At 61.3% G+C, this 13,098-nt stretch carries 12 protein-coding genes; 10 read left to right on the top strand and 2 right to left on the bottom strand.

Going from position 1 to position 13,098, the window contains the following annotated elements:
• Positions 1-142 precede the first annotated feature (142 nt).
• From ARC39_RS14270 to urtE, 8 genes are all read left to right on the top strand, one after another.
• Positions 143-1,414 (top strand): AI-2E family transporter, encoded by a 1,272-nt coding sequence (locus tag ARC39_RS14270; RefSeq protein ID WP_068115492.1) that lies wholly within the window; start codon positions 143-145, stop codon positions 1,412-1,414.
• 4 nt (positions 1,415-1,418) lie between these two features.
• Positions 1,419-1,748 (top strand): hypothetical protein, encoded by a 330-nt coding sequence (locus ARC39_RS14265; protein ID WP_068115491.1) that lies wholly within the window; start codon positions 1,419-1,421, stop codon positions 1,746-1,748.
• Between the two features lie 12 nt (positions 1,749-1,760).
• Positions 1,761-2,225: a phage holin family protein gene (locus ARC39_RS14260; protein ID WP_068115490.1), complete on the top strand. Its 465-nt coding sequence runs from the start codon at positions 1,761-1,763 to the stop codon at positions 2,223-2,225.
• A gap of 393 nt (positions 2,226-2,618) precedes the next feature.
• Positions 2,619-3,893: an urea ABC transporter substrate-binding protein gene (gene urtA / locus ARC39_RS14255; RefSeq protein ID WP_068115489.1), complete on the top strand. Its 1,275-nt coding sequence runs from the start codon at positions 2,619-2,621 to the stop codon at positions 3,891-3,893.
• 74 nt (positions 3,894-3,967) lie between these two features.
• Positions 3,968-5,926, top strand: coding sequence for an urea ABC transporter permease subunit UrtB (gene urtB, locus ARC39_RS14250; RefSeq protein WP_068115488.1), 1,959 nt, complete (start codon positions 3,968-3,970; stop codon positions 5,924-5,926).
• A gap of 163 nt (positions 5,927-6,089) precedes the next feature.
• Complete coding sequence (gene urtC / locus ARC39_RS14245) at positions 6,090-7,322, top strand: urea ABC transporter permease subunit UrtC (RefSeq protein ID WP_068115487.1); 1,233 nt, start codon at positions 6,090-6,092, stop codon at positions 7,320-7,322.
• Positions 7,319-8,059 carry an urea ABC transporter ATP-binding protein UrtD gene (urtD, locus tag ARC39_RS14240; protein WP_068115486.1) on the top strand — a complete coding sequence of 247 codons (741 nt, stop codon included), beginning with the start codon at positions 7,319-7,321 and terminating at the stop codon, positions 8,057-8,059. Before urtC ends, urtD begins: the two co-directional genes overlap by 4 nt.
• Before the next feature lie 4 nt (positions 8,060-8,063).
• The gene (urtE, locus tag ARC39_RS14235; RefSeq protein ID WP_068115485.1) at positions 8,064-8,759 is read left to right on the top strand and encodes an urea ABC transporter ATP-binding subunit UrtE; all 696 of its coding nucleotides are present in this window, start codon (positions 8,064-8,066) and stop codon (positions 8,757-8,759) included.
• A 49-nt stretch (positions 8,760-8,808) separates the two neighbouring features.
• Here the strand turns inward: urtE and ARC39_RS14230 are convergent, their stop codons facing one another.
• Both ARC39_RS14230 and ARC39_RS14225 read right to left on the bottom strand, forming a co-directional pair.
• A complete protein-coding gene (locus ARC39_RS14230) occupies positions 8,809-9,756 on the bottom strand; it encodes an aldo/keto reductase (protein ID WP_236545271.1) in 948 nt (315 codons plus the stop codon).
• A 103-nt stretch (positions 9,757-9,859) separates the two neighbouring features.
• Complete coding sequence (locus tag ARC39_RS14225; protein WP_068115483.1) at positions 9,860-10,561, bottom strand: GntR family transcriptional regulator; 702 nt, start codon at positions 10,559-10,561, stop codon at positions 9,860-9,862.
• A gap of 102 nt (positions 10,562-10,663) precedes the next feature.
• Here ARC39_RS14225 and uxaC point away from each other — a divergent pair, with 102 nt between their 5' ends.
• Together uxaC and ARC39_RS14215 are read left to right on the top strand one after the other, a co-directional pair.
• Positions 10,664-12,070: a glucuronate isomerase gene (gene uxaC / locus ARC39_RS14220; protein ID WP_068115674.1), complete on the top strand. Its 1,407-nt coding sequence runs from the start codon at positions 10,664-10,666 to the stop codon at positions 12,068-12,070.
• A gap of 29 nt (positions 12,071-12,099) precedes the next feature.
• The gene (locus ARC39_RS14215; protein WP_068115482.1) at positions 12,100-13,074 is read left to right on the top strand and encodes a TRAP transporter substrate-binding protein; all 975 of its coding nucleotides are present in this window, start codon (positions 12,100-12,102) and stop codon (positions 13,072-13,074) included.
• The last annotated feature ends 24 nt before the right edge of the window (positions 13,075-13,098 follow it).

The raw sequence follows: 13,098 nt of genomic DNA, 5'->3' as shown, positions 1-13,098 counted from the left end.
CGCCGGGTCCGCGTATTTTCTCGCAATCGAAAAGCCGCAGTGAATTCGACCTTGTACCCGAGGCGCGCCGCCGTCCTTGTACGTCGGGTCGGCTTGCGGTGTTTCCCCCTCCCGTGCTAGCGCAAAACAGGCGGAACCGCCCGTGGGGCGCGTGCCGTCCCAGGCACACCGGCTTCTGCTCAAGGATGTCATGGTGAACAACACGACCCCTTATCAGGGCGCGGGAAGCGCCGACCAGCCCGATCGCGTCCGGCAGGAGATGGCACCGGATACCACAAGGGACGACACGTCCCTCCCGCAGCAACTTGGTACCTTGCCATTCTGGCGTGACGTGTTGCTGATCCTGACGCTTTCCGTCGCCGGGCTGGTTTATGGCGCCGCCTACCTCATCCCGCTCACCTTCGCGGTTCTGCTGTTTGTGCTTCTCATCGCGGTGATCGACCATGTGGCCCGCTGGCGAGTCTTCGGGGTAGGCGTACCGCATTGGGCGGCAAATCTCATCGGGATTGCGATGGTGGTCGCCGGTCTCGCCGTCGTCTTCCTCATCCTCGTCAACCAGACCAACGAGGTCGCCGCCGCGCTGCCAACTTACAGGGACCGGGTGGAGGACCTTGCCGCCGGCGTTGCCGCGACCCTGGGCGACCGTAACGCCGCCGCGGTGCGTGAGGCCGTCGAGAACGCCAACATGCCACAGCTGGCCGTACGCGCGCTTGGTCCTGCGGGCAGCGTTTTGACATTCTTCTTCCTCGTCGGCCTCTATGTGCCCTTCATGCTCGTCGAACGCGGCCCGATGAGCCGCAAGATTACGATAGCCGCACATGATGAGCGGCGCGGGCGTCGGCTCCGGCGGCTTCTGCACTCGATCTCCGAGGGGCTGCAGACCTACGTCAAGGTAAAGACGTTCGCTAGCCTTCTTACCGGTTTGTTCAGCTATGCCGTGATGAAACCCATGGGGCTGCAGTTTGCAGAAACCTGGGCGCTGCTTGCCTTCGCGCTCAATTACATTCCCTCGGTCGGATCAATTCTCGGGGTGGTATTTCCGGCACTCGTCTCGCTGGTCCAGTTCGACACATTGGCCCCGTTTCTGATCATCGTGTTCGGATGCGGGGCCGTGCAGTTCTTCATCGGTAATGTGCTAGAGCCGGCAATCGCGGGACGTTCGCTGAACATCTCGCCGCTGGTGATCATACTCGGCCTGACGTTTTGGGGGTCGGTCTGGGGTGTGATCGGCGCGCTTCTGAGCGTTCCGATCACCACGTGCATGATCGTTGTTCTGGCGAATATTCCCGAAACGCGCTGGCTTGCCATGCTAATGTCCGGCGACGGGCATTTGATCACGCCCGATGAAGGCGGCGATGGTGGCTGGCCCTCAGCCGAGCGGTCCGCAGAGGTGACCGCGTCCAAAGACGGATGACGACATGACGACCAAGGCGGAATACGAAGCAGAACTGCAAAAACTTCGACGCATCTTGACCGAAGCACGGGAAGCCGTGCCGGCCTCTATGGAGGAAGATGAGGCCACGTCCGCCGACGAGCGCCCGGAGCCGGACGAGGATTCCAAGAATGCCGAAACGGCACCGGACGACGGAACTTCCATCGACTGGGCACTTTCACAGATCGACAGTTCAGAGTTGGAAGGGCTGCTCGCGAAGTTCTCGGAGGAAGTGAAAGATCTCCACGAACACAAACCGATACTGACCGTCTTCGGGGCCTTTTTGTTGGGCTACGCCCTTGGTCGGGCGCGATAGGAAGGAGCGCAAATGAACAGTCGCATCGGACGCAACCTGTCGGTCATTCTACGGTCGGAACGGCTGATGGCTCAGCGACGCCTCGCGCTCGTGCAGCGGCGAACGACGCTCACGGTCGTCGCAGCGATTTTCGCAGGGATCGGTCTCGTTCTGCTGAATGTTGCGGCGGTCTATGCGCTTTTGCCAGTACTGGGGCCAGCCATGTCCTCGCTTGTCATTGCGCTTGTCAATCTGGCGCTGGCCGGTGTGCTCATCGCGATCGTCGCCCGGAGTTCGGTGGATCGCGAGATTGCGCCCCTCGCGGAAGTTCGCGACATGGCCGTCGAGGATCTGGAGGCAGAATTCGACAAAACCACCGAGGAGGCACGTGAACTCGTCGAGAGTGTGCACCGGATCGCCCGCAACCCGCTTGGTACTGCGGGCCTGGGTATTCTCGGGCCGCTTCTGGAGCTTCTGATGAAGAATCTCAAGAAGTAGACCTGTCTATTTCGTCAGGTTTCAATTGCCCCTGGAAGGTCGCGTCTTTCAGCGCCCTTTGGAGAATTCAACCGACATCTGCACAATAATTGGTCAAATGCCTGCGAAATGCGGTCCCAATGTGGGCGTTCGTGGTCGACGCCGCAGAAGGCTCTCGTTGCATGTGCCTAACAATTGCGCAAATTGGGTTGGTTCACTCTTATTCCCTGCGCCGGGGGAGCGCACCGCATTCCTGCATCCCCGGCGTTCGCGGGAACCTCCTTTCCGCGTTCAAATCGACAAGCACCGGTGTTGCAGCCGGACCTAACGATACGCGTCATCATGCCGCCCGCGGCTGTGGCACGCGATGTCAGGGGGTCGGCGCCAATGCCCAACGACAGGGAAAATAACATCATGAAACTCCGTATGACCTCTGCGCTGGTTGGCGCTCTGGCCTTCGCGACCACTGCGATGGCACAGGACGACACGATCAAGGTTGGCGTTCTGCACTCGCTGTCCGGAACGATGGCGATTTCCGAGACGACGCTGAAAGACACCATGCTGATGCTGATCGAGGAGCAGAACGCAAAGGGCGGCGTGCTCGGCAAGCAGCTCGAAGCCGTGGTCGTTGATCCGGCTTCCGACTGGCCGCTCTTCGCCGAAAAGGCGCGCGAACTGCTGACCGTCGAGGAAGTGGACGTGATGTTCGGCTGCTGGACCTCCGTTTCCCGGAAATCGGTGCTGCCGGTGATCGAGGAACTGAACGGTCTGCTGTTCTATCCTGTCCAGTACGAGGGCGAGGAAAGCTCCAAGAACGTCTTCTACACGGGCGCCGCGCCGAACCAGCAGGCGATCCCGGCTACCGACTACTTCCTGGACGAACTTGGCGTCGAGAAGTTCGCGCTGCTCGGCACCGACTATGTCTATCCGCGGACTACCAACAACATCCTCGAAGCCTATCTGATGGACAAGGGTATCGCCGAAGAGGACATCTTCGTTAACTACACGCCCTTCGGTCACTCCGACTGGTCGAAGATCGTCTCCGACGTCGTCGCACTCGGCGCTGACGGCAAGAAGGTTGGCGTGATCTCCACCATCAACGGTGACGCCAACATCGGATTCTACAAGGAATTGGCAGCCCAGGGCGTCTCCGCCGATGACATTCCCGTTGTGGCGTTTTCGGTTGGGGAAGAGGAACTGTCTGGTCTCGATACCTCCAACCTCGTCGGCCACCTCGCCGCCTGGAACTACTTCCAGTCCGCCGAATCCGACGCCAACGCAGCCTTTATCGAAGCCTGGAAGGCAAAGATGGGCGATGAACGCGTCACCAACGACCCCATGGAAGCACACTTCATCGGTTTCAACATGTGGGTGAACGCGGTCGAGGCGGCCGGAACCACGGACGTGGATGCGGTTTCCGCCGCCATGATCGGTCAGGAATACCCGAACCTGACAGGGTCCACCGCCACCATGTTGCCGAACCATCACCTGACCAAACCGGTGCTGATCGGCGAGATCCTGGAGGACGGCCAGTTCGACATCATCTCCGAAACCGATCCGGTTCCTGGCGATGCCTGGACAGACTTCCTGCCGGAATCGGCGGTGCTCAAGTCCGACTGGGCTGAGCTTGGCTGCGGCATGTACAACACCGAGACCGAGACCTGCGTGCAGATGAAGTCCAACTACTGATCTGACGATCTGACGGACCAATCAGCCGGGGAGGGCGTTCGCGCCCTCCCAACCTTCAGGGCCCCGGGGCAGAAATGACGAAATACCTACTGGCAGCGCTGGCTGCCCTGATGCTTTGCGTCGGTATGGCGGCGGCACAAGACAGCCCGCTCCAGACGCTCATGCAGGAACACCGCGCACTGATCGAGAAGGCATCGCGCAAGACGATCGAGCCGGCCATCGCCGCGCTACGCGACAGCGGACTTCCCGAGGCGCAGACCGTTCTTGAAAAATGGCAGGCCAAGGAGTTGTGGCAACGCAAGGAGGACGGGCTGTTCTTCTTCGCCGAGAAGCTCGACGGCTCCGCCTACCAATTGATCGACATCGCCGGTGGTGGATCGGTTGGCGAGGCAGAGAAGTCCGATCTCAAGCAACTCAAGCCGAATTCGGGCGTGCGGAGCCTTATCGGGGCGGCGCTGGTACAGTTCCAGCTCTTATCGCCGGACCGGCGCAAGCGTGTCGAGGCACTCGACGCGATCCAGCGCGATCCGGCGCCCGAACATTTGGAAGCCCTGGCGGGCGCAATCGAAGAGGAACCGGACGCGGAGATTCGCGCTCGCAAGGAACGCCTTGTGCAACTCCTGACGATTTCCTTTTCCGATGACGAAACGAAACGCATTGAAGCGATCAATGCGTTCGCGGGGGATACCGGCGTGGATGCGCGCGCCGCCCTGAACCCCCTGCTTGCCACAACGCGAGAAGCTGTCGCCGGCGACATCCCCGACGGAGTAAACGTCGCGAATACGCTCAAGCCGGGGCAGGAAGAATTCTCGAAGGAAGCTGCCTACGATCTCCTGGTCACGAAGGATCTCGCGCCACGCCGGATCAGCACTGCCGACAAGCGTGCGGCGCTTGAAGCCAATATCGTCGACGGTAGAGTCGGCGGTGTCCCGCTTGCACAGCTGAACACCGATGGCGCCCGCGAACGCGCCTATGCCAACCTTGCGGAGGCTGGCGTGGTCCCGCCGACGGCGACCGAGGCCGAGGTTCAGGCGGCGCTCGACACGCACAGTTTCTACGATCGTTACGCCGAGGCGTCGATCGCGGTCACCGACGCCGCGCGTGCGACGCTTACCTCGATCAACACGCGCGTCGGGCTCAATCAGGCAGCCGATCTGACTCTGGACGCCTTGTCGCTCGCCTCCATCTACTTCCTTGCGGCAATCGGGCTCGCCATCACGTTCGGCGTGATGGGCGTCATCAATATGGCCCACGGTGAATTCATCATGATGGGCGCCTACACCGGCTATGTCGTACAGCAGGTGATCCCGGACTACACCGTGTCGATCCTCGTCGCATTGCCGCTCGCCTTCGCCGTGACCTTCGCCGCCGGCGTGGCGATGGAGCGCCTGGTAATCCGCTGGCTCTACAATCGTCCGCTGGAGACGCTGCTTGCGACCTTTGGTATCTCTATCGCGCTCCAGCAACTTGCGAAGAACATCTTCGGGACACAGGCGCGCCCGCTCACATCGCCATCCTGGCTGGATGGAGCGCTCGTGTTCAATGACGTGGTCTCGATCAGCTACATCCGCATCGCGATCTTCGTGCTCGCCCTGATCTTTCTCGGTGTTTTTCTCTTCATCATGCGCCGCACCCGCCTCGGGTTGGAGGTGCGGGCGGTGACACAGAACCCGGCGATGGCCGCCTCGATGGGGATCAACCCCGACCGGATCAACATGCTGACCTTCGGCCTGGGTTCCGGTATCGCCGGTATCGCGGGCGTCGCCATCGGTCTTTACGCCAAGGTCACGTCCGAACTTGGCTCGGATTATATCGTGCAGAGTTTCATGACGGTGGTTGTCGGCGGCGTCGGCAACATCTGGGGCACGCTTCTGGGCGCCACGATGATCGGATTCCTGCAAAAGGGGATCGAGTGGATGAACCCGTCCAACACGCTCGCCGCGCAGACCTACATGATCATCTTCATCATCATCTTCATCCAGTTCCGTCCCAGGGGCATCATCGCCCTCAAGGGCCGCGCGGCGGGAGATTGACCATGGATCGCTTGTTTCGGAAAGCCTCTTCTTCTGTCGGAAAATATCCCGGGGGTGTGGGGGCTGGCCCCCACCGGTCCGGTGGAATGTCTTCGGTCGCGCCATGGATCGAAACGAACACGGGCGGTGACGCCAGTCTCTATCTGCCGAACGGGAGCCACCCATGAGCCGCTCTTTTTTCGCCCGTAATCCTTCGGTGCTGATCTTCATCGCTGTGCTCGCGCTCTTCACCCTTGCCGTGACCATGGCGAGCGAGGCTGCCGGTTCCGGCGCACTCTCCACGTCCTTCGTCAAAACGCTTGGAAAGACCCTGTGCCTCTGTCTTGTCGCGCTGGCGATGGATCTGGTCTGGGGCTACACGGGAATCCTCAGTCTCGGCCACATGGCGTTCTTTGGCCTTGGTGGTTACATGATCGGGATGTGGCTGATGTATGCGCGCACCGAGAGCATCGTTGCCGCGTCGATGTCGAATGCTGCCATTCCGCCCACCGATCAGGAAATCGTGGATGCTATCGGCACCCAGATCTTCGGTGTCGTGGGCTCTTCGGAGTTCCCGCCCGTCTGGGCCTTTGCGGACAGCCTGTGGATGCAACTTGCCCTTGTGGTTCTTGTGCCCGGAGCGCTGGCGCTGGCCTTTGGCTGGCTGGCGTTTCGCAGCCGCGTCACCGGCGTCTATTTGTCAATTCTCACCCAGGCGATGACGCTTGCGCTGGCCCTCTACCTCTTTCAGAACGATTCCGGGCTGCGCGGCAACAACGGCCTGTCGGGGCTGCAGAACATCCCCGGTCTCACCGGCGTGCCGCAAGCGGATGTGTCGCTGTGGTTCTTCTGGGCATCGGCCTTTGCCCTCGGGGCGGGATACCTGCTCTGCGCCTGGGTCGTCTCCGGAAAGTTTGGCTCCGTCATCCGCGGCATCCGCGACGACGAGGCGCGGGTGCGGTTTCTCGGCTATTCCGTGGAAGGCTACAAGCTCTTCGTCTTCACCTTCACCGCGGTCATCGCCGGAATCGCCGGCGCCCTCTACTACCCGCAGGCCGGTATCATCAATCCGGCCGAGATCGCGCCAATCGCGTCAATCTACCTCGCGGTCTGGGTGGCCATTGGTGGGCGCGGGAGGCTCTATGGGGCGGTGATTGGCGCCGCGATCGTCTCGCTCCTCTCCACGATGTTCACCGGTGGGCAGGTGCCGAACCTTCCGTTGGGTTTCTACACGATACACTGGGTAGATTGGTGGCAGGTGTTGTTGGGCCTGTCGTTCGTCCTCGTCACGCTCTTCGCGCCAAAAGGAATCGGCGGGTTGTTCGACCTCGTGACCGGGCGTCGCTCGCCGGAACGTCACGGCGCCGATCTTGGCCCGGATTCCGGTAGTTTCCAGGAGAAGGAAGCCGAAGAATGAGCCAGCTTCTGGAAGTCTCCGGCGTCTCCGTCAGTTTCGACGGCTTCAAGGCGATCAATAACCTCAGCTTTTCCATCGGCGAGGCGGAACTGCGTGCGATCATCGGTCCGAACGGTGCCGGCAAGACCACTTTCATGGATATTGTCACTGGCAAGACGCGCCCCGACGAGGGCAGGGTGGTCTGGGGCGCGCTGAGCCAGTCGCTCCTGCGGATGTCTGAAAGCCAGATTGCCCAGGCGGGCATCGGCCGGAAATTCCAGCGCCCAACCGTGTTCGAGGATCAGAGCGTCTACGACAACCTGATGATGGCGCTGAAGAAGGACCGTAGCCCCTGGCGGGTGCTGTCGTTCCGACCGCAAGCGGAGGACCGGGGCCGTATCGAGGAATTGGCCGCTGAAATCGGATTGTCCGACGCGCTTGACCGGAAGTCCGGGGAACTTAGCCATGGGCAAAAGCAATGGCTGGAAATCGGCATGCTGCTGGCGCAGGAACCCAAGCTGTTGTTGGTGGACGAGCCCGCCGCAGGCATGACCCTGGCGGAGCGGGAGCATACGACGGATTTGTTGAAACAGGCCGCCAAGACACGCGCCGTGGTCGTGGTGGAGCATGACATGGAGTTCGTCCGTCGACTCGATTGCAAGGTGACGGTGCTGCACGAGGGGTCTGTTCTTGCCGAGGGAAGTCTCGACCACGTGACAAAAAACCAAGACGTCATCGACGTCTATCTGGGGCGTTGATGGGATGCTGAAGATCGAAGACCTGACTTTGCACTACGGCGGAAGCCAGATCCTGCATGGGATTTCGATGGAAGCTGCGGCGGGCGAGGTGACCTGTGTGATGGGCACCAACGGTGTCGGCAAGACGAGCTTGCTCAAGGCGATCGCAGGCAGTCATCCGCGCACCGGCGGCGCCGTAGAGCTGGATGGCGAAGCCTTGGGGCGCCTTCCTGCGCATGTGCTTGCGCAGAAGGGCGTCGGATACGTGCCGCAGGGCCGGATGATCTTTCCTTTGCTGACGGTGCAGGAGAACCTCGAGACGGCCTATGCCTGCCTGCCTGCCGCCGAACACATGGTACCAGACGAGATTTTCGAGTTGTTTCCGATCCTTCGCGAGTTTCTGGGCCGTCGGGGCGGCGATCTTTCCGGCGGGCAGCAACAGCAGCTCGCAATTGCCCGCGCGATGCTCACCAAGCCGAAACTGCTGCTGCTCGACGAGCCGACGGAGGGTATCCAACCCAACATCATTCAGCAGATCGGCCGGGTGATCGAATATCTGCGCGATCAGGGCAATATGGCGATTGTGTTGGTCGAGCAGTACTTCGAATTCGCCTACGGGCTTGCTGACCGCTTCGTGGTAATGAAACGGGGTGAGGTCTCCATGGCCGGGCGGCGGTCGGAATTGGCCAAGGAGACACTGAAACAAGCGGTGTCGGTGTGACAGCGAGCACTTGCCGAATGGCGGTGGCTTGGCGCGACGCCTGCGGCGTCTAGATTTCCTGGAAGTGGCGCTCGAGGGCCGAATTGACAGCGGCGATATCTGCCTCCGAAAGGCGGAGCCGCCCGGCGCCGGCATTGTCCCGGGCTTGGGAGGGGTTTCTCGCGCCGCAGAGCGCAAACGTGATGCCCGGACGGGTCAAGGTCCAGGCAATGACAATCTGCGCGATACTGGCGCCATGGGCTTCTGCAACCGGATGAATGTCGGCGGCGAAGTCTGCGGCTTTCTGCCGGGCAGCCGGCGTGAAGAGCGGGTTGTCGATCCTCAGATCGTCGCCGGCAAACGTCCGGTCCGGTCCGATCTTGCCGGTCAGTAGCCCTAGGGCGAGTGAGGAATAGCTGAGGACCGAAACGCCGTTGTCACGGCACAGCGGTAGCAGAGCATCCTCCAGACCGCGTTCGATCATGTTGTATTTTTCCTGCACCGCGTCGATCTGGCCGGAGTCCAGATAGGCTCGCAAAAGGGGCGGGGACAGGTTTGAGGCACCGATGGACCGGATCTTTCCCTGCTCCTTCAGCCGAAGCAAAGCGTCCATTGTCTCCTCGACGGGGGTCGTCGCATCCGGCCAATGTGTGATGTAGTGGTCGATCCGGTCCGTGCCGAGCCGTCGCAAGCTTTGCTCGACCTCGTAGGCAATGGACTCCGGCCCCAGGTACTGGTGAAGGTCGGCGCCGTCTTGGCGTCCCTTCCAGACTCCTTTGTCGGTATGCCAGACGATGCCGCATTTCGTGGATATGACGACAGAATCTCGCCGTCCCGCGATCGCGCGCCCGACGATCTCTTCCGACCGGCCCAGGCCGTAGGCGGGCGCGGTGTCGATGAGGGTGATGCCTTCGTCGATGGAAGCTTGGATGGCCGCTTCGGCCGCTGCCTCGTCCGTTCCTCCCCAACGCCACCCGCCGATGGCCCAGGTGCCAAGGCCGACCGCGGAGCACCTCACGCCAGAACGGCCAATTTCTCTCACAGTCTGATTGCGACTTTCGGCCACGTGTCCACTGTCCTTAGGCGGTTGAAACCTGTCCGGGTCTCCGGCCGCGACATGTTCAGATGTCGTCCTCGGCGAAATACTGCGGATGTTCGGAGCGAATGCGCCCGAGTTGCTCGTGAATACGGCCAAGGTGCTGTTCGATCAGCGCGCCGGCAAGGTCCTTGTCTCGCGCTTTCAGGGCGTCGAATATCCGGAGGTGGTCATCCAGGGCCCTTTGGGAGCCGAACGACAGGGACAGCAAGCGGACACGGTCCATGTGCGCCTTGCTGTCACGGATCATCTGCCACGCAAACGGATGCCCGATGCAATCGCAGATCGTCTGGTGGAACTCGTCGTCGAGTTCATGGAAGCCGGCGCGGGCACCGCCGTCGACGGCATCCTTTTGCCGTTCCAGTATCTCCGCCAGCGTATCGAAATCGGTATCGCTGAGCCCGTCGCAGGCGGCGCGCATTACATGGATTTCCAGCGCCGTGCGGACGAAGCTGGCCTCGCGCACTTTGCTGACGGAAATCTGGCTGACGGTCGTCGCACGCTGCGGACGGATCACGAGGAACCCAAGTTTGGACAGGCGGTAGAAGGCATCGCGAACCGGTTGCCGAGACACATCCAGAGCGCGTGCAACGTCCACTTCCGAAAGCCGCGATTCCGGCGGCAATTCCAGCCAGACAATCTGTTTGTGCAGCTTTTCAAAGACCTGATCGGCCACGGACGGTCGCGGAATAGGCTCCAGCGACGCGAGGCTAGGACTGCCGGACATGGACTTTCCACCCTGTTGACTTGAAAGTTATTCTAGCATATCAGTTTGCCAGAAGGCAATGCCGCAGTGATGCCTGTCGAATCCGAAGGGGGCGGTGACGTTATGGGGCAATTGGACGACAATCGGTTGTTTCCGGTTGAGCAGGCTGCGCGGGGGCTCGCGCGCGCGCTCTACGAAACGGTCAAAGATCTGCCCATTGTCAGCCCTCATGGCCACACCGATCCGCGGTGGTACGCAGAGAACCTTCCCTTCCCCGATCCCGCGCAACTCTTTGTAACGCCAGATCATTATGTGTTCCGGATGCTCTTCTCGCAGGGTGTGTCATTGGACGACCTCGGCGTGCCGCATGCCGACGGAAGTCGTATCGAAGTTGACGGGCGAAAGATCTGGCGGCGGTTTGCCGAAAACTACTACCTGTTTCGTGGCACCCCCTCCCGAATGTGGCTCGACCACTCCTTCGAGAACGTCTTTGGACTCAGCGAGCGGTTCTCGCCCGAGACAGCCGACAAATTCTACGATCATATCTCCGATTGCCTCGCGAAGCCGGAATTCCTGCCGCGGGCCTTGTTCGAGCGCTTCGGGATCGAGGTGATCGCCACGACCGAAAGCCCGCTGGATGACCTGCGCTGGCACCGCATGATCCGCGAGAGCGGCTGGAAGGGCAAGGTGGTTACGGCATATCGTCCGGACCCAGTGGTGGATCCGGATTTTGAAGGGTTTGCGGAGAACGTTGCGCGGTTCGGCGAGCTGGCGGGCACCGACGCGACCACTTGGAACGGCTACCTTGATGCGCACCGCAACCGGCGGCAGTACTTCAAGGAGTTCGGCGCCACCTCCTCGGATCATGGTCACGCCACGGCGCGGACCGAGAATCTTCCCCAATCCGAGGCGGTGGCGCTGTTCGAAAAGGCGCTGAGGGGTGAGTGCACGGCAGAAGAGGCGGATGCATTCCGCGGCCACATGCTGACGGAAATGGCGCGAATGAGCCTGGAGGACGGGCTCGTGCTGCAAATACATCCGGGTGCCCGGCGGAACCACTCTGCGCCGATGATGGAAATGTTCGGTCGCGACAAGGGTTTCGACATTCCCGGACGCACCGATTACGTTGCCGCGCTCAAGCCGCTGCTGGATGCGGTCGGAACCGATCCGCGGCTTTCGGTAATCCTGTTCACGCTGGACGAGACAACCTATGCCCGCGAGCTTGCGCCTCTCGCAGGAGTTTACCCGGCGCTGAAACTCGGACCTGCGTGGTGGTTCCACGACAGCGCCGAGGGCATGCGCCGGTTCCGCGAGATGACGACCGAAACCGCCGGCTTCTACAACACAGTGGGTTTCAACGACGACACCCGCGCCTTCTGTTCCATCCCTGCCCGGCACGACGTGGCGCGGCGGGTGGACTGCGCCTTCCTCGCAACGCTCGTCCGCACCGGGCGGCTGGCCGAGGATGAGGCATTCGAGGTCGCTCAAGACCTCGCGTACCGGCTTGTTAAACAAGCCTATCGACTGTGACGAGCAACCCATAGGGAGGAACCCAGATCATGCTCATGAAAGTCACCGCTGCGCTGCTGGCCTCGGCCGCAATGGCCACCGCAGCCGCCGCCTGCGAACTCACCCTCAAAGCGTCCGACACGCACCCAGACGGCTATCCGACTGTCGAAGGCGTTAAGGCAATGGGCGCGATGCTCGAAGAGAAGACGGATGGCCGGATCTGCATCGAGATGTTCCATTCCGCCCAGCTCGGCGAGGAAAAGGACACGATCGAACAGACCCAGTTCGGCGTCATCGACCTGAACCGCGTCTCCTTCGGCCCGTTCAACAATATCATCCCAGAGAGCCAGATCCCTTCGCTGCCCTATATCTTCCGCTCCGTGGACCACATGCATAAGGTCATGGACGGCGAAATTGGCGCGGAAATCCTTGGCGCCTTCTCCGATCACGACCTGGTCGCGCTGACCTCCTACGATGCCGGTTCGCGCAGCTTCTACAACAGCCAGAAGCCGATCACCTCGCTGGAAGATCTGGCCGGCATGAAGTTCCGCGTCATGCAGTCGGACCTCTTCGTCGACATGGTCGGTGCCCTCGGCGCCAACGCCACGCCGATGCCCTATGGCGAGGTTTACAGCTCGATCCAGACCGGCGTTATCGACGGGGCAGAGAACAACTGGCCGTCCTATGAATCGTCGGGCCACTTCGAAGTTGCCGGCTACTACACGCTCGACCAGCACCTGATGGTGCCCGAAGTGCTTGTGATGTCGAAGAAATCCTGGGAAAGTCTCTCCGAGGAAGACCAGGCGCTTGTAATGGAAGCCGCCAAGGCCTCCACCGAAGTGCAGCGTCAACTCTGGGCTGAGCGCGAGGCCGCCTCGGAAGAGAAGGTCCGGGCCGCTGGCAACGAGATCATCACAGAGATCGACAAGACCCCCTTCATCGAAGCAATGGCGCCGGTCTACGAGAAATACGTGACCGACGAGACGCTGAAGGATCTGGTGGCTCGTATTCAGGCCGTCGAATGATCTGATCTGAAACCAGGTCGCGGC

This window comes from Tropicimonas marinistellae (assembly GCF_001509585.1).
GTDB classification, from domain to species: Bacteria; Pseudomonadota; Alphaproteobacteria; order Rhodobacterales; family Rhodobacteraceae; genus Tropicimonas; species Tropicimonas marinistellae.
This window is presented reverse-complemented; position numbering and strand designations above follow the sequence as displayed.